This window comes from Sulfitobacter sp. SH22 (genome assembly GCF_965641905.1).
Lineage (GTDB): Bacteria > Pseudomonadota > Alphaproteobacteria > Rhodobacterales > Rhodobacteraceae > Sulfitobacter.
The window spans coordinates 2,054,805-2,071,239 of sequence record NZ_OZ282573.1; the positions used below are offsets into that span (position 1 = coordinate 2,054,805).

The following is a 16,435-nucleotide window of genomic DNA, read 5'->3' on the forward strand; positions in this document are numbered from 1 at the left end:
AATTGAGGTGATGAAGTGGGGCAGGTCAGAATGACCCACGCCCGTTGTTAGTGATGCGGATGAAGCGCGTCTTTCAGATAGACACACGTCAAGATGGTGAACACGTAGGCCTGGATAAAGGACACCAGGATTTCGAGACCATACATCGCGGTGATCGCGACGATGGAAAACGGTGCGATGGCAGCGATCGCGGCAAAGCCGGCGAAAACCTTGATCACAGCGTGACCGGCCATCATGTTACCCGCCAAACGAATGGAGTGGCTGACGGGGCGCACGAAATACGAGATGATTTCGATCAGTGCCAGAATGGGGCGCAACGCGAGCGGTGCGCTGGAGACCCAGAACAGGCTCAGGAACGAAGCGCCGTTCTTGACGAAACCAAGGATGGTGACACCAAAGAATACTGCAAAGGCCATGACCGCGGTAACTGCGATATGCGACGTTGGCGTGAAGGCCATTGGCAGCAGGCCAAGGAAGTTGGAAAAGACGATGAACATGAACAAGGTCATGATGTAGGGGAAATATTTGACCCCGTCTTTGCCACAGATGTCTTCGACCATCTTGTAGATAAAGCCGTAAGCAAGTTCGCCTACCGACTGCATCCGCGTTGGAACAACCGACCGCTTGGAGGTGCCCAGAACCAGCAAGGCAAACACTGCAAGAACGGCCAGTGCCATCCAGACGGTTGCGTTGGTGATTGTGTACCAAGAAACAGCGCCGTCGCCGAAGAACGGCTTAACGATGAACTGATCCATCGGGTGGAAAACCAAGCCGCCCGCTTCTTCGCCGTGTGCTTCTGCCGCCATGTCAGGGCCCTTTATCTTCTTCGACCGTTTCGGCCATCTTCTTTTCCTGGATTTCCTGCGCAGAGCGGAGCATCGTCTTTACCCCGGCCGCAAGGCCCAGCATCACAAACAGCACCATAAACAACGGGAGCGTTCCAAAGAACCAGTCCAACGTGTATCCGATGCCAAAACCGATCCCAAGACCGGCGCAAAGCTCAATCACCATCCGCCAGGCAAGCGATGCCTGAGAATAATGTTCATCTACTCGGGGCTTCGGCTCTTGAGCCTTCTTTGCCGCTGCAATCTTTGCCTCAAGCTGCTCTAGTCGCTGCTGTTGGTCCGGATCGGTCACGCCAAATATCCCTTTGGATGTGTTGGTGCTTAGCTACTTTCACTGCCCATCCGAGTCAACAGGTTACCAAATCGAATTAACCCGTTGATTTTGAACGATTTGGCATTTCGAAAGCTGCGACAAATCGTCAATCACGGTATCCAGAACCCCTGCAAACGCGCCCGTTTATTATTCAACCTTTTGGTTGAGGATACGATCCGCTATGGATAGCCAACACCATTCCCGCCCCTGAACAGAAGTACCCAAATCAGATGTCCGCCCTGTTAGACGCAATCTTTGCCGCCCTGGCCGACCCGACCCGTCGGGCGATCCTATCCATGCTTCTTGAGGACGACATGGCGGTAACGGACGTAGCCGAACCATTCGACATGTCGTTGGCCGCGATTTCGAAACACCTGATCGTGCTGGAACGGGCGGGCCTGATCGCACAGGAAAAACGCGGGCGTCTGAAGTGGTGCAAACTTGAACCCTCGGCGCTAAAGCTGCCATCGGTGTGGATGCAAGGGTTCGGTCAGTTTGACCCGATAAATCTGGATGATTTTGAGAAATTCTTGGCAGCGGAGATCAAAACGGGATCGTCAGACGCTAGCGGGGAAGAGCCGGAGTAGTTTAACTGGCTCTTCCATGACGAGGTATTACACGGAAGAGCCAGGCGTGATGTAGTTAGATGATGCCGAACGCAAAGCGCAAAATGGCAAGAACAACTACAACCAAACCAACTAGATAAATAATGCTACGCATTTAACCATTCCTTTATGAACTTTCTGTGATCCAAACTCGGGAATGCGCACAATGGTTCCAGCGATTGTGCGTTTATTAATCACTTTTGCCGATAACCTCATCATTTCGCAGCAAAAGATATAGCGCAAGAATGGTAAGCGAAACGCCCCCGAACACGATCGGTGTCGGCGCACCGTTCCCCAATGCGATCTCCCACAGGATCACCCAGCTTGGCGTCAGATAGGTATAGGCCATCACCTTGGCCGAGGGCAGCCTGAGCGACGCAAACTGAAGCAAAACAAAGGTGGCAGAGGACGCGGCCACAGCCACGTAAAAGATCGTGATCCAGACGATAAGCGGCAGCGCCAGCCAGTCGGTTCCCAACACGTCCCGCCAACCATAGATGAACAATAACGCCCCACCACCGATCAAGGTGCCCAGCGTGAACACCACCGCCGGTTCGCCCCTGTTCAGCTTGCGCACCATCGGCGTATAAAGCGCGTGACTGACGCAGCCCACGAAATACACCGCCTCGCCGCGCCCGACTTCGAACCCTTGCAGGGCCGCAAGGTCGGCGCGAAAGATCACCCAAAGCGCCCCGACTGCTCCGATCGCCAGCGCCATAGCCATCCGCAGCGTGGTCTTTTGCCGTAACAACAGCCAGCCGAAACCGGCGGCAATGATCGGCGTCAGGGTAAACACCGCTGCCGCACTGACCGGACGGGCGGTCTTTAGCCCCTCAAACATCAGCACGAAATAGACAGCGAACAAACCGCCCAAAATCACATAGCGCCACGGCGCACGGCCTGCCTCGCGGGTGATCCCCGTTGTTGCGGCAACCGCGACTGCAATCACAACCCCCGCAATCACGAACCGTGCCGCATTCAACGCAGCAGGCGATATCATGTTCGCCGACATCGACCCCAATGAAAACGACCCCGCAACAAGGGCCGAAAACGTCAGCATCGCCAAATGCCCCTGAAGATCAGACCTCATTAAGCGGCACCCTTCGCACTGTCTTTCAGGAACTTCAAAATCGCCTGCACCTTGGGGGTTCGGTGCAAATCCACATGGCTCACCAGCCAAAGCGGCGAATCCCATTCAGACAACTGCGGATGTATCTCGACAAGGTCAGGGTTTTTCAGACCGTCCTCGTAGCCCATGAACCCGATCCCGGCACCGTTCAAAATGGCTTCGGTCAGGGCATTGGTATCCAGACAGCGAAAGGTCATCGCACTTTTCGGAACAACCGCCTGCATCCACTTAAAGAACGGTGCCCGCATCTGCATGTCATCGTGGCTGACAAACCGGTGGTTGCCATACTCCTCGACCCCGGACGGCTTGCCGAACTTCTCGATATAGCTGCGGTGCGCAAACAGCCCGACCTTTAGCGTCTTGAAGGGCTGCACAACATTGTCCGGCTGCTCTGGCACATTGCCCGCACGGATCGCGACATGGGCCTCGCCGTATTCAAGGCGGAACAAGCGTTCGCCGGTCAGAAAACGAATGGAGATATCCGGGTTCTTCTTTTGAAAGGCAACCAGCAAGGGCGTCACCCAACCCACAATCTCAAGCAGGGATGTGATCACCAACTCACCCGATACGTTCTCGCCCCGCCCTTTGATCCGGCTGGCAAGCTGGCTGAACTGGTCATTGGTCGCCTCTGCTACGCGCAACAGGTCTTCGCCTGCCTCGGTCGCTTTGTACCCGCGGGCATGGCGCTGGAACAACTTGACCGCCAGCCGCGATTCCAACGCATCAATATGACGGATCACCGTCGCATGATGCACGCCCAGAACCTCGGCAGCCCCACTGACAGTGCCCATGCGCGCCACCTGATAGGCGGTCTTGATCTCGTCCCAGTTATCCATCACGCCACCCCGTTCAATCCGGATTTATGTGCAAATTCGAACACTTCACCCGCATTTTCGCAAGTTGTGTTCGCCCGTGCAAGGCGCATTTAACAGGTGTCAATCAACTTCCTAATAAAGGACCTCCTCCCATGTCTATCTTGCGTATCGATTCATCTGCCAACACCACCGATTCCGTGACCCGCGCCCTGACGGACCGTATTGTCGCCAAACTGGGCGATAGTGATGTGACCGTCCGCGACCTTGCCCATGAACCGCTGCCACAAATCACCCAGACCTGGGCAGTCGCGCGTGTCACCCCCGAGGCCGACCGCTCCGCCGAACAGATCGAGGCGCTGGCCGAATCCGACAAACTGGTGGCCGAACTGCTGGCCGCAGATACCATCGTCATCGGTGCCCCCCTCTATAACTTCAGCGTGCCTGCATCCCTGAAAGCCTGGATTGATCTGGTCGCACGTGTGGGCGTTACATTCCGCTACACCGAAACCGGCCCCGAAGGTCTGGTCAAAGGCAAACGCGTGATCATCGCCATGGCATCGGGTGGCGTTCCCGCCGGCTCCGAGGCGGATTTCAACACCGGCTACCTGAAGGCTGTGCTTGGCTTTATGGGGATGACCGACGTTACAATCGTATCCGCCGACGCATTGGCCAAAGACCCCGAAGGCACGATCGAGCGCGCCAATAACGCCATCGACGGGCTGGCTCCGGTCGCCAAAGCAGCCTGACCAGCCAAAACGACGGGCGGGTTGACTCAAACCCGCCCCTCACTTAAACGACCCACAAATCCCGGAAGCACTATGCCTTCCGGTCTCTGGCGCGGCCAGAGATCGCCCCCCACCAGCGTGTTACGCCCGTGGGGGCATTTGTGTATTTAACGCGGGCTTCCTAGATTAGGATCATCCGCAACCGACCGAAGGGGGCCATGGCCCATGTTTGAGAACCTATCCGAACGCCTTTCCGGCGTCTTTGACCGCCTCACCAAACAAGGTGCGCTGTCCGAAGAAGACGTCAAAACCGCCCTGCGCGAAGTCCGCGTCGCCCTGCTTGAGGCAGACGTTTCCCTGCCCGTCGCCCGTGATTTCGTCAAAGCCGTCCAGGACAAGGCCACAGGTCAGGCGGTCACCAAATCGATCACCCCCGGCCAGCAGGTCGTCAAAATCGTCCATGACACCCTGATCGATGTGCTGCGCGGCGAAGGCGAACCCGGTGCGCTGAAAATCGACAATGCCCCCGCCCCGATCCTGATGGTCGGCCTGCAAGGCTCCGGTAAAACCACCACGACCGCGAAACTGGCGAAACGTCTCAAGGACCGCGACGGCAAGCGCGTGCTGATGGCATCGCTTGACGTCAACCGCCCCGCCGCGATGGAACAGCTTGCGATCCTCGGCGTGCAAATCGGCGTCGACACCCTGCCCATCGTCAAGGGCGAAAACCCCGTCCAGATCGCCAAACGCGCCAAGACCCAGGCTGCCATGGGCGGCTACGACGTCTACATGCTCGACACCGCAGGCCGCCTGTCCATCGACGAAGAACTGATGCAACAGGTCGAAGCCGTCCGTGACGTTGCAAACCCGCGCGAAACCCTGCTGGTGGTCGATGGCCTGACCGGCCAGGACGCTGTGCAAACGGCTGAAAACTTCAACGACCGCATCGGCATTTCCGGCGTCGTGCTGACGCGTATGGACGGTGACGGTCGCGGCGGTGCAGCCCTGTCCATGCGCGCGGTCACCGGCAAGCCGATCAAATTCGTCGGCCTTGGCGAAAAGATGGACGCGCTCGAAACCTTTGAACCCGAACGCATCGCGGGCCGCATCCTTGGCATGGGTGACATCGTCGCCCTCGTCGAAAAGGCGCAGGAAACCATCGAGGCCGAACAAGCCGAAAAGATGATGCGCCGCATGGCCAAGGGTCAGTTCAATATGAACGACCTGAAAATGCAGCTCGAACAGATGCTCAAGATGGGCGGCATGCAAGGCATGATGGGCATGATGCCCGGCATGGGTAAAATGGCCAAACAGGTCGAAGAAGCCGGCTTTGACGACAAGGTCCTCAAACACCAGATCGCCCTGATCCAGTCGATGACCAAAAAGGAACGCGCCAACCCCGCGCTGCTGCAAGCCAGCCGCAAGAAACGGATCGCCAAAGGTGCCGGCCTCGAAGTCTCCGAACTGAACAAACTGATGAAGATGCAGCGCCAGATGGGCGACATGATGAAAAAGATGGGCAAGATGGGCAAAGGCGGCATGCTCAAACAGGCCATGAAAGGCATGATGGGCGGCAAGGGCGGCATGGACCCGGCCGCAATGGCCCAGGGCATGGACCCAAAAGCCCTCGAAGCCGCAGCCAGACAAATGGGCGGCAAACTGCCCGGCATGGGCGGCGGCATGGGCCTGCCCGGCGGGCTGTCCGGCTTCGGGAAAAAGAAATGACCCCGATTTCGTTTTGCCAAATAAACTCCCGCCGGAGGCATCCCGCCCTCGCAACACCCACACCGCCGCGCGGGCTGGCTCACCTTGCCCCCTGCGCCAAGAATGTCGTCGCGCGCCAGCGCGCCCGCATCCTAACGAAAAAGGCCACCGTATGACCGACGCCGTGACCCGCGCTGCGGAAATCCTCAAAGGCCACCGCGCCAGCATCGACCGGCTTGATGCCATCCTCGTCTATACCTTGGGCGAGCGGTTCAAACACACCCAGGCTGTGGGGAAACTCAAAGCCGAACACGACCTTCCCCCGTCCGATCCGGATCGCGAAGCGAACCAGATTGCCCGGCTCGAAGATTTGGCGAAAGAGGCTGACCTCGATCCCGAATTTGCCAAGAAGTTTCTGAACTTCATCATCGCTGAAGTCATTCAGCACCACAAAAGCCACCAATCGTAGGGTGGGGTTCACCCCACCACGCCTAACCCTAAAGGAAACACATCATGTCCATGAAAATTCGTCTCGCCCGTGGCGGTTCCAAAAAGCGCCCTTTCTACCGCATCGTTGCTGCCGACAGCCGCATGCCACGTGATGGCCGCTTCATTGAAAAGCTGGGCACATACAACCCGTTGCTGGCCAAAGACAGCGAAGATCGCGTGACAATGAACGTCGAGCGCGTTCAGTACTGGATGAGCAAGGGCGCACAGCCAACAGACCGTGTTGCACGCATGTTGGAAGCCGCTGGCGTTACCCCAAAGACAGAGCGCAGCAACCCCAAGAAGGGTGCACCGGGCAAGAAAGCCACAGCGCGCGTCGAAGAGAAAGCCGCCAAGGCAGCCGCCGCAGCAGAAGCCGCAGCAGCACCGGCCGAAGCACCTGCCGCAGACGAAGCAGCAGCAGAATAATCAAACGGTTTCCCGGCGCGGTTTTCGCTGCGCCGGGATCCAACAGGTATATTTGACAGTCAGCATTCCTTTGCCAATCCTGCCGGTCCGATGTACTTTACCATCATTCCATTACCGACCGCGTCCTGACGTTGTCCCCGACCCGAAAGCCGATCATGTTCCGATTGCTGCGTCTCGTTCTTGTTCTTGGCATAGGTATCGCCATTGGCATCTGGTTTGAACGCATGTTGATGAAAAGCGAATGCACGGCCGGCGAAGGCCAATGGACCGGCACAATCTGTCTGGATTCGGAGTTACTGCAATGAGCGAAAAAGTATCAGTCGGTGCGATTGCCGGATCTTACGGTGTACGCGGCGAATTGCGCATCAAAAGCTATTGCGCGGTTCCCGAAGACATCGAAAACTACAGCCCCCTGACATCCGAAGACGGCAAACGCAGCTTTGCAATCGCCCTCGTGCGCCCGATCAAGAACGGCTTTGTTGCCCGCATCACCGATGTCACCTCCAAGGAGGAAGCGGACGCCTTGCGCGGCACCGTGCTTTATGCGGACCGCGACCAGCTGCCCTCGTTGCCCGATGATGAATTCTATCACGCCGATCTGATCGGGCTTGAGGTGTTCGACACCGGCGGCACCTTGATCGGCAAGGTCAAAACCGTCCAGAACCACGGCGCGGATGATCTGCTGGAAACGCAGCTCGCGGGTACTTCGGCCACTGTGTTCCTGCCGTTCACCAAGGCGGCGGTGCCGACGGTCGATCTCGCCTCCGGTCGGATCATCGCCGATCCCCCCGACGGGATACTCCCCGATGCCAAGGCTGACTAACCGTTCTGAATGTTTCTGCCCGATACGGGCCTATCGCGCGTGACGCAGGTCATCATACATCCGGGGTTTCACAAAACCGGCACCTCCACCTTGCAAGCCTCCCTCAGGGCGAACCGCGACACCCTTGCCCCGGATATCCGGATTTTTCTGGATCAGGATATTCCCGGCCTGTCGGGTGCCGCCAAGGGCTATTCCGCCAGCCGCACTGACCTTGATCTGGGCCTGGTCCTCTACGAGGCCGCCTTGATCGCCGAACAGATCAATCCGGCCCCCCGCACACTCATCCTCAGCTCGGAAAGCCTGTGTGGCTATATCCCCGGCCGCAATGGCGTGCAGGATTACCGCGCAGCCCCCGATCTGCTGACAGCAATTTGCACCGCATTTGCGCAAACGCGCCCCGACGCAAAACTGACCTTCCTCTTTTCGACGCGCAGCCCTGAAGATTGGCTGGAAAGTTGTTATGCCCAACATCTGCGCGCCTCTCGTATGAAGCTGGACAAACAGGATTATGTCGAAACGTTCAGACCCTCTTCAAACCTGACCCAAGTGGTCACGGACTGCACTGCCGCGCTGCCTTTGGCGTGTATTGCCAGCATCCGGCTTGAGGACTGCGCAAAAACCAGACTGGGTATGCTGGACAGCCTGCTGGATCTGGCAGACTATCCCGACAGCAAACGCAGCGCCTTGTCGCCAGCACCCGTCACAAACAGGGCACCCTCGCCCGCGCAACTTTCGGCGTTGCTTGACATCAACCGCTCGGGCCTGAGCGATCAGGACGCCTGCGCCGCACGTCTGAAACTGAACAGGGAAATCGTCTGATGCCGCGCCGGATTATCCTGCACACCGGATTTCACAAAACCGGCACGACCAGCCTGACCTCAACCTTGCGCGCCAACCGTGCGGCGCTCAAGCGGCATGTTGCCCTGCGCCTGCCCCCTCAAATGCGCGAGCTGATCAGCGCCACGCGCGGTTATTCGACATGGCGCGACCCGCTGACCCTGATCAAGGCCGAAACCCGGTTTCACGCCTTGCTGGAGGATTTACCCGCAATGCCCCGCCGCAGCTTGATCATTACGTCCGAAGAACTGGGCGGCCACCTGCCCGGCCGTGGCGATCTGATGGATTACAGTGCCATGCCGATCATCCTGTACAGTTTCTGGACCATCGCAAAAGCCAAGTTTCCCGCAGCGGACATCCAGATTTACCTGTCCACCCGCAAGCCCGCAGACTGGCTGGTCTCGGCCTATTGGCAGCATGTGAAATCATCCTCCATGACGCTGGACCTTGAGGCGTTTGTCGAAAAGTACCACGCTGCCGGCGATCTGGACTTCATGGTTAATGAAATCGCCAGCCGCGTCCCCTGCCCGACCCATCACTGCGCCATCGAAGACAGCAAGCACCGTCCGCTTGGCCCCGCCGACCCGCTGCTTGATCTGTGCGACATCCCCCAAGACCTGCGCGACAGCCTGCAGCCCGCGCCTGCCCAGAATATCCGGCCCGACATGGAAACCTTGTTGGCCTTGCTCGACGTCAACAGAACTGTCAAAGACCCCGAAAACCGCATGGCCACCAAAAAGGCCATTCTGGAAAAGGCCAATGTGACATGACAACACCGCCGGACAAGACGACCGACCCCGATCGCCCCAGGCAGGCCCGTTCCCACGGTCGCCAATCGGTACGCCCGACACTGAAACCACGCGAATTGATGCAGGACACGCCCGACTATGCCGGCGTCTGGCGGGCTGAAATCGTGACCTTGTTTCCCGAACTCTTTCCCGGTGTGCTGGGGGCCAGCCTGACGGGCCGCGCCCTGCAAGAAGGCAAATGGCAGCTGCGCACCCACGATCTGCGCGACTATGGCATCGGCAAACACCGCAATGTCGATGATACGCCCGCAGGCGGCGGTGCCGGCATGGTCATGCGCGCCGATGTGGTTGGCCCCGCAATCGAAGCGGCGATGGCCGGGGCCGCAGGGCGTTGGCCGATCCTGTACATGTCGCCGCGCGGACGGCGTTTTGATCAGGCGATGGCCGCCGATCTTGCCACCTGTTCAGGCGTGACCATGCTGTGCGGCCGGTTCGAGGGCGTCGACGAACGTGTGATCGAACATTACGGCATTACCGAAGTGTCCTTGGGTGATTTTGTGATGACCGGTGGTGAACTCGCCGCGCAGGCGATGATCGACGCCACCGTGCGCCTGCTGCCCGGCGTGCTGGGAAATGCCGATAGCACGGTCGAGGAAAGCCACTCCTCCGGCCTGCTGGAACACCCGCAATACACCCGCCCCGCCGAATGGAAGGGCCGCGAGATACCGCCCGTCCTGATGTCGGGCAACCACGGCGAAATCGCCAAATGGCGGCTTGCCCAAGGCGAGCTGCTGACACAGCAGCGCCGCCCTGATATGTGGGCAAAATACACGCCAAAACCAAAAGGCAAATCATGACAGACCTGACCCGCACCCTTGACCACGCCCGCATTGACGAACTTCCGAACCCCTATTTCGGCAAGGTGCGTGATTGCTATGATCTGCCAGACGGTCGCCGCATCCTGATTTCCTCCGACCGGATATCGGCATTCGACCGCATCCTGACGGCGATCCCGTTCAAGGGTCAGGTTCTGACCCAAACCGCACGGTTCTGGTTTGATCGCACCGCCGACATCTGCCCCAACCATGTGTTGGAATATCCCGACCCCAACGTGGTGATCGGCAAACGCCTGACCATCCTGCCGGTCGAAATTGTCGTGCGTGGCTATCTTGCGGGTTCCACCGGCACATCCGTTCTGACGCTCTACAAAAAGGGCGAACGCCAGATGTACGGCCACAGCTTCCCCGATGGTCTGCGCGACAACCAGGCGCTGCCCCACCCGATCATCACCCCCACCTCCAAAGAATTCGACGGCGGCCATGACGCCCCGCTGACCGAGACCGAAATCGTTGAACAGGGCCTGCTGACCCAGGCGCAATGGGACCAGATCAGCGATATCGCGCTGCGCCTGTTTGCCCGCGGTCAGGAAATGGCAGCCAAGAATGGTCTGATCCTGGTCGATACCAAATATGAATTCGGCACCGATGCAGACGGGAATATCCTGCTGGCCGATGAGATTCACACCCCCGACAGCTCGCGGTTCTGGTTGGCGGACGGCTATCAGGCGGCACTGGAAAACGGCACCCGCCCCCCGTCTTTTGACAAGGACGTGATCCGGTCCTGGGTCGATGCCCGCTGCGATCCCTACAAGGATGACATTCCCGAAATTCCGGCAGAACTGATCGCGGCGACGTCTCAGGTTTATATCGACGCCTATGAGGCGATCACCGGCCAGAAGTTTGTGCCCAACATGGATGGCGACACCGTATTGGACCGCGTACGCAGCAATCTGGCCCCGTATTTCACCACCTGAAAGGCGACGACGTTAGGCGGTGATACCCTCTTGATCCAGCGGGGCATCCGACCTATACGACGCCTAAGTCTGGAATCGCTTTCGCGGCTCCAGCCTTTTCTGCTTTCGCAGAAATCCAACGCAAAGATGATGCTATCTTCGATGGGCTGCCACGGCAGGCCCGCCAGACAGACCGAAGCTATGGGATCGCGCAAAACTTCGTGGACTAACCGCGAGCATTCATAGGAGACGATCAGATGAACCTGATTGCACAGATCGAGGCGGAACAAATCGCCGAACTGGGTAAAGTGATCCCAGATTTCCGCGCCGGAGACACCATCCGCGTGGGCTTTAAAGTGACCGAAGGTACACGTACCCGCGTTCAGAACTACGAAGGCGTCTGCATTGCACGCAACAACGGCCACGGCATTGCCGGTTCGTTCACCGTGCGCAAGATTTCCTTTGGTGAAGGCGTAGAGCGCGTATTCCCGCTGCACTCCACCAACATCGACAGCATCGAAGTCGTCCGTCGTGGTCGCGTTCGTCGCGCCAAGCTGTACTACTTGCGCAGCCGTCGTGGTAAATCGGCACGGATCGTCGAGAACGCCCATTACAAGCCAAAATCTGGCGCGAACGCGTAAGGAGAGCTGTCATGAAAGCCGATACACACCCCGAATACCACACGATCAACGTCAAAATGACCGACGGTACGATCTTGGAAATGAAATCGACCTACGGCAAAGAAGGCGACCAGCTTTCGTTGGATATTGACCCCTCCGTGCACCCTGCATGGAACGGCGGCACATCCCGTTTGATGGACACCGGCGGCCGCGTGTCCAAGTTCAAGAACAAATATGCAGGTCTGGGCTTCTAAACCCTTCTGCTTTTGTCGAACAAATGATGGCGTGTCCTTTTCGGGCGCGCCATTTTTCATTTCTCCGCCCCTATTTTAAGATGTCATTTTCCGGTCAGCGACACCGCCCAAGGCGGTAAATTCCGCCCGCCCCCGCAACGCTCAAATATTTCAGGAACCATTCGATATCTGTTTAGGTTTTGGAAAGACATTCGCGTCACCTTTGCTTTTGTCTTCCTCAGAAAGGTTCCCTGATGACCACGTCTTGCCTCTCCCTTCGCGCTGATCCGGTGGGCACCCCGGCCCCGCGACACGCCCAAACCCCGCGCGGCCCGTCTGGGGAATTGAACCGGCCCGATGCGGATCAAAACAGCCTGTGGTCGCAAGACCTGACAGCGGCCCGAAACCTGCTGAACCAACGCCAATACGCGCAAGCGCTGGTTCTGGCCGGGGCCTTGCAACGGCTTCATGGCGACAGGAATGAACTCTGCGATGTGATCTCGGCCTGCCGCAGCCAACTTGAACTACAGGACTGACGGCTCTCGCATCGTGCCAAAGGGAAACAGGCGGGAACGCCAGCAGTCGGATTGCAAATCGCAACACGTGGAAAAAATGCGTGCAACACCCTGATACAATAACCACAATCTGGACGCGCAAGTGCTTCCAAATGCGCCATATCTACCATATGGTTTACGGCAATGTGGCCCCGGCAAAGTCGGGGAGTAAAAGGGACAGCTTGCAATGGCGCATATTATCGTCGTCGGAAATGAAAAAGGCGGAGCGGGCAAATCGACCGTTTCAATGCATGTCGCGACCGCCCTTGCGCGGATGGGCCACAAGACCAGCGTCTTGGACCTGGACCTGCGCCAGCGCACCTTCGGGCGCTTCGTTGATAACCGCAAATCCTTTCTTGCGTCGGCTGAACTTGATCTGCCTTCCCCCGTCATGCACGAGCTGCCCGAAGTCGAAGCAGACGCCCTCAAGCCCGGTGAAAACATTTACGATCACCGCCTGAGCGCCGCGATTGCCGAACTTGAACCAGTGAGCGATTTCATCCTGATCGACTGCCCCGGCTCGCACACACGGCTGAGCCAAGTTGCACATTCGCTGGCCGATACGCTGATCACGCCGCTGAACGACAGCTTTATCGACTTTGACCTGCTGGCCCATACCGACGCCAGCGGCGACAAGATCACCGGCCCGTCGGTCTATTCCGAAATGGTCTGGAACGCGCGGCAACTGCGTGCCCAAGCCGGGCTTGACCCGATTGACTGGATCGTCGTGCGCAACCGCATGGGCGCGCAGCGCATGGTCAACAAAGACAAGATGGAACGCGCCATCCTCAACCTGAGCAAACGCATCGGATTCCGCATCGCGCCCGGCTTTAACGAGCGTGTGATTTTCCGTGAATTGTTCCCGCGCGGGCTGACCCTGCTGGACCTCAAGGACATTGGCGTCAAACAGTTGAACATCTCGAACGTGGCAGCCCGTCAGGAACTGCGCGACCTGATGAAGGCGCTGAAATTGCCGGGCGTTGAAATCAACTTCTGATCCGTTTCCGGCGGGTCAGGGCGATCATGTTCGACGCGAATAGCGCCGCAATGACCACTGACCCGCCGACCAGCGCATAGCGGCCCGGGTCTTCGCCCACCACAGCCCAGACCAGCAGCGGTGCAAGCACCGATTCCAGCAACACCAGCAACCCGACCTCGGCCGAGGTGATGTAGCGCGGACCAAGCGCAAGAAACATCGAGCTGAACATGATGAACACACCGTGGGTTAGCACCAGCGGTGCCTGATCAACCGGCATAGCCAGTGGATGCGCAAAAGGCGCGATCAACGCGGCACCGATCAGATAGGCCAACCCCACCCCCGGCACCATCGAAATGGCCTTTGCGTGGCGCGCCGCTGTCAGACCCGCCGCAAACAAGGCGGACACCGCCAGCGCAAGCAAATCCCCGACAAGGCTCGCATGGGCCGTTTCCCCCGATCCGTAGGCAATGATCGCGATGCCGACCATGACAACAGCAATGGTGATCAACATGCGCCGGCTGATCGGTTCGGCCAGAAATATCCGGCTATAGACCGTGGCGAAGATAGGTAACGACGCAAGAATAAACACCACATTGGCAACCGACGTCAGACTGACCGCCAGCACAAACAAGACCCCGCTTGCCCCGGTGCCGACCATATATACCAAACCGTAACGGCCAGTTTTCAGCACCGCCCGAAACGGCCCCGTTCCTTTGGTCAGCAAAATCCAACAGCAAATCAAACCGCCCGCCAGTGCCAGCCGCCAAAAGGCGATCGTCAACGGGGCCGCATCGATCAGCCGCACAAACAGCGAATCCGGCACCACACACAGGATGCCGATCAGGGTAATCAAAAGGCCGCGGGCTTGATCATTCATCCGCTATCGGTGACGCCAAGCACGGCTCAAGTAAAGCCCGCAGGACGTTTGCCCGACAGTTTCACCAACATCTTTTTCAGCGCTGCCCGTTCCGCCTCGTTCAAATCTGCGGTCAAATCCCAGTCATACCGCTGGGCAACCTGATGCAGATCGTCATAAGCCGCCTGCCCCTGTGCCGTCAGAGCCAGATGTTCGACCCTGCGGTCGGCATCATCGCGCGCGCGCGTCACAAACCGGCGCTCGGTCAGTTTTTGCACCGCGCGGCTGATCTTGGTCTTGTGCATATTGGCACGCGCGCCGATCTCGCTTGCGGTCATGCGCCCGTACAACCCCAGATGGAACAGCACCCGCCATTCAGTCCTCAGCATCCCGTAGCGGTCTTTATAGATTTGCTGGAACTCCAGACTGCTTGCCTCGGCTGCCTGGTTCAACAGATAGGGCAGGAACTGATTTAACTGGAAATTGTCGTCAGGCATGTAAACGGACCGCTTGTTAGTTACAAAAACAACTATTACAAACGCAACATATTTTGCAAGGGAGGCTTTCGTGAACCGCCAAGTAACCCCATCAGACCTGACATCCGCCACCAGCCCGATGGGAACAACCATCGGCTACATGCCCGGTTTCGGTAATGATTTTGAGACCGAAGCCCTGCCCGGTGCCCTGCCCCAAGGCATGAACAGCCCGCAAAAATGCAATTACGGTCTGTATGGCGAACAACTGTCAGGCACCGCGTTCACCGCCCCCAGCCACCAGAACGAACGCACATGGTGCTACCGCATCCGGCCTTCGGTAAAGCATTCACACCGTTACGAAAAAATCGACCTACCCTATTGGAAATCCGCGCCGCATATCCCGCAGGATGTGACCAGCCTTGGCCAGTATCGCTGGGATCCGGTGCCGCATTCGACCGAGAAACTTACATGGCTGACCGGCATGCGCACCATGACCACCGCAGGTGATGTGAACACCCAGGTCGGCATGGCCAGCCACATCTATCTGGTCACCGACAGCATGGTCGACGCGTATTTTTACTCCGCTGACAGTGAATTGCTGATTGTCCCGCAGGAAGGCCGTTTGCGCTTTTGCACCGAACTGGGCGTGATCGACCTTGAACCAAAGGAAATCGCGATCATCCCGCGCGGTCTGGTCTACCGCGTCGAAGTGATCGAAGGCCCGGCGCGCGGCTTTGTCTGCGAAAACTACGGTCAGAAATTCGAACTGCCCGGTCGCGGCCCCATCGGTGCGAATTGCATGGCCAACCGCCGGGATTTCAAGACCCCCGTCGCCGCTTTCGAAGACCGCGACGCACCCTCAACCGTCACCATCAAATGGTGCGGCCAGTTCCACGAAACCAAGATCGGCCATTCACCTTTGGACGTCGTCGCGTGGCATGGCAATTACGCACCCGTGAAATACGACCTGCGCACCTATTGTCCCGTCGGCGCGGTGCTGTTCGACCATCCCGACCCGTCGATCTTTACCGTGCTGACCGCAGCGTCCGGCGTCGAAGGCACCGCAAACATCGACTTTGTCCTGTTTCGCGAACGCTGGATGGTCGCCGAAGACACTTTCCGCCCCCCATGGTACCATAAAAACGTGATGTCCGAAATGATGGGCAACATCTATGGCCAATACGATGCCAAACCCAAAGGGTTCATCCCCGGCGGCCTGTCCCTGCACAACATGATGCTGCCCCACGGCCCCGACAAAAATGCCTTCGAAGGTGCGTCCAACGCGGACCTGAAAGCGGAAAAGCTCGACAACACCATGTCTTTCATGTTCGAAACGCGGTTCCCGCAACACCTGACCGAATTCGCAGCGAAAGAGGCCCCTTTGCAGGATGACTACATCGACTGCTGGGACAACCTCGAGAAAAAGTTCGACGGCACACCGGGCAAGAAATAATCGCTGACGCAC

Annotated in this window: 21 protein-coding genes; 15 read left to right on the top strand and 6 right to left on the bottom strand. The window is 58.2% G+C overall.

Annotated features, from left to right (window positions below; all coding sequences use genetic code 11):
• Positions 1 to 47 precede the first annotated feature (47 nt).
• Together ACSQ13_RS12200 and ACSQ13_RS12205 are read right to left on the bottom strand one after the other, a co-directional pair.
• Positions 48 to 806, bottom strand: a complete 759-nt coding sequence (locus ACSQ13_RS12200; protein WP_176250727.1) for a F0F1 ATP synthase subunit A — start codon at positions 804 to 806, stop codon at positions 48 to 50.
• Position 807: 1 nt separating this feature from the next.
• Positions 808 to 1,137, bottom strand: coding sequence for an AtpZ/AtpI family protein (locus ACSQ13_RS12205; protein ID WP_176250728.1), 330 nt, complete (start codon positions 1,135 to 1,137; stop codon positions 808 to 810).
• 251 nt (positions 1,138 to 1,388) lie between these two features.
• On the opposite strand from ACSQ13_RS12205, the gene ACSQ13_RS12210 reads away from it, so the two are divergent.
• Positions 1,389 to 1,745, top strand: a complete 357-nt coding sequence (locus ACSQ13_RS12210; protein ID WP_176250729.1) for an ArsR/SmtB family transcription factor — start codon at positions 1,389 to 1,391, stop codon at positions 1,743 to 1,745.
• Positions 1,746 to 1,953: 208 nt separating this feature from the next.
• On the opposite strand, the gene ACSQ13_RS12215 is transcribed toward ACSQ13_RS12210, so the two are convergent.
• Both ACSQ13_RS12215 and ACSQ13_RS12220 read right to left on the bottom strand, forming a co-directional pair.
• On the bottom strand, positions 1,954 to 2,853 hold the full coding sequence (locus ACSQ13_RS12215) for a DMT family transporter (RefSeq protein WP_176250730.1): 900 nt from the start codon (positions 2,851 to 2,853) through the stop codon (positions 1,954 to 1,956).
• Positions 2,853 to 3,728, bottom strand: a complete 876-nt coding sequence (locus ACSQ13_RS12220) for a LysR family transcriptional regulator (RefSeq protein ID WP_176250731.1) — start codon at positions 3,726 to 3,728, stop codon at positions 2,853 to 2,855. The genes ACSQ13_RS12215 and ACSQ13_RS12220 overlap by 1 nt, the downstream gene beginning before the upstream one ends.
• 131 nt (positions 3,729 to 3,859) lie before the next feature.
• Between ACSQ13_RS12220 and ACSQ13_RS12225 the strand changes: the two genes are divergently transcribed.
• The 13 genes from ACSQ13_RS12225 (at position 3,860) to ACSQ13_RS12285 (ending at position 13,656) form a co-directional block, all read left to right on the top strand.
• Entirely contained in the window at positions 3,860 to 4,453 is a 594-nt protein-coding gene (locus tag ACSQ13_RS12225; protein ID WP_176250732.1) for an FMN-dependent NADH-azoreductase, read from the top strand.
• Positions 4,454 to 4,657: 204 nt separating this feature from the next.
• Entirely contained in the window at positions 4,658 to 6,157 is a 1,500-nt protein-coding gene (gene ffh / locus ACSQ13_RS12230) for a signal recognition particle protein (protein WP_176250733.1), read from the top strand.
• 151 nt (positions 6,158 to 6,308) lie between these two features.
• Positions 6,309 to 6,605, top strand: coding sequence for a chorismate mutase (locus ACSQ13_RS12235; protein ID WP_176250734.1), 297 nt, complete (start codon positions 6,309 to 6,311; stop codon positions 6,603 to 6,605).
• A gap of 44 nt (positions 6,606 to 6,649) precedes the next feature.
• Positions 6,650 to 7,051: a 30S ribosomal protein S16 gene (gene rpsP, locus ACSQ13_RS12240; RefSeq protein ID WP_176250735.1), complete on the top strand. Its 402-nt coding sequence runs from the start codon at positions 6,650 to 6,652 to the stop codon at positions 7,049 to 7,051.
• Positions 7,052 to 7,352: 301 nt separating this feature from the next.
• Positions 7,353 to 7,874 (top strand): ribosome maturation factor RimM, encoded by a 522-nt coding sequence (gene rimM / locus ACSQ13_RS12245; protein WP_176250736.1) that lies wholly within the window; start codon positions 7,353 to 7,355, stop codon positions 7,872 to 7,874.
• A 9-nt stretch (positions 7,875 to 7,883) separates the two neighbouring features.
• The gene (locus tag ACSQ13_RS12250) at positions 7,884 to 8,693 is read left to right on the top strand and encodes a hypothetical protein (RefSeq protein WP_295511794.1); all 810 of its coding nucleotides are present in this window, start codon (positions 7,884 to 7,886) and stop codon (positions 8,691 to 8,693) included.
• Positions 8,693 to 9,481, top strand: coding sequence for a hypothetical protein (locus ACSQ13_RS12255; RefSeq protein ID WP_176250738.1), 789 nt, complete (start codon positions 8,693 to 8,695; stop codon positions 9,479 to 9,481). Before ACSQ13_RS12250 ends, ACSQ13_RS12255 begins: the two co-directional genes overlap by 1 nt.
• Entirely contained in the window at positions 9,478 to 10,317 is an 840-nt protein-coding gene (gene trmD / locus ACSQ13_RS12260; RefSeq protein WP_176250739.1) for a tRNA (guanosine(37)-N1)-methyltransferase TrmD, read from the top strand. Before ACSQ13_RS12255 ends, trmD begins: the two co-directional genes overlap by 4 nt.
• Positions 10,314 to 11,273 carry a phosphoribosylaminoimidazolesuccinocarboxamide synthase gene (locus tag ACSQ13_RS12265; RefSeq protein ID WP_176250740.1) on the top strand — a complete coding sequence of 320 codons (960 nt, stop codon included), beginning with the start codon at positions 10,314 to 10,316 and terminating at the stop codon, positions 11,271 to 11,273. The genes trmD and ACSQ13_RS12265 overlap by 4 nt, the downstream gene beginning before the upstream one ends.
• A gap of 236 nt (positions 11,274 to 11,509) precedes the next feature.
• Positions 11,510 to 11,893, top strand: coding sequence for a 50S ribosomal protein L19 (gene rplS, locus ACSQ13_RS12270; protein WP_176250741.1), 384 nt, complete (start codon positions 11,510 to 11,512; stop codon positions 11,891 to 11,893).
• An 11-nt stretch (positions 11,894 to 11,904) separates the two neighbouring features.
• Positions 11,905 to 12,126, top strand: a complete 222-nt coding sequence (gene rpmE, locus ACSQ13_RS12275; RefSeq protein ID WP_093731702.1) for a 50S ribosomal protein L31 — start codon at positions 11,905 to 11,907, stop codon at positions 12,124 to 12,126.
• A 233-nt stretch (positions 12,127 to 12,359) separates the two neighbouring features.
• Positions 12,360 to 12,641 (top strand): hypothetical protein, encoded by a 282-nt coding sequence (locus tag ACSQ13_RS12280; RefSeq protein ID WP_176250742.1) that lies wholly within the window; start codon positions 12,360 to 12,362, stop codon positions 12,639 to 12,641.
• A gap of 205 nt (positions 12,642 to 12,846) precedes the next feature.
• The gene (locus ACSQ13_RS12285) at positions 12,847 to 13,656 is read left to right on the top strand and encodes a division plane positioning ATPase MipZ (protein WP_176250743.1); all 810 of its coding nucleotides are present in this window, start codon (positions 12,847 to 12,849) and stop codon (positions 13,654 to 13,656) included.
• On the opposite strand, the gene ACSQ13_RS12290 is transcribed toward ACSQ13_RS12285, so the two are convergent.
• Together ACSQ13_RS12290 and ACSQ13_RS12295 are read right to left on the bottom strand one after the other, a co-directional pair.
• Positions 13,646 to 14,515, bottom strand: a complete 870-nt coding sequence (locus tag ACSQ13_RS12290) for a DMT family transporter (RefSeq protein WP_176250744.1) — start codon at positions 14,513 to 14,515, stop codon at positions 13,646 to 13,648. The genes ACSQ13_RS12285 and ACSQ13_RS12290 overlap by 11 nt on opposite strands.
• A 26-nt stretch (positions 14,516 to 14,541) precedes the next feature.
• Positions 14,542 to 14,991: a MarR family winged helix-turn-helix transcriptional regulator gene (locus ACSQ13_RS12295; protein ID WP_176250745.1), complete on the bottom strand. Its 450-nt coding sequence runs from the start codon at positions 14,989 to 14,991 to the stop codon at positions 14,542 to 14,544.
• Between the two features lie 118 nt (positions 14,992 to 15,109).
• Here ACSQ13_RS12295 and hmgA point away from each other — a divergent pair, with 118 nt between their 5' ends.
• Positions 15,110 to 16,423 carry a homogentisate 1,2-dioxygenase gene (gene hmgA, locus ACSQ13_RS12300; RefSeq protein ID WP_217902988.1) on the top strand — a complete coding sequence of 438 codons (1,314 nt, stop codon included), beginning with the start codon at positions 15,110 to 15,112 and terminating at the stop codon, positions 16,421 to 16,423.
• Positions 16,424 to 16,435: the final 12 nt, after the last annotated feature.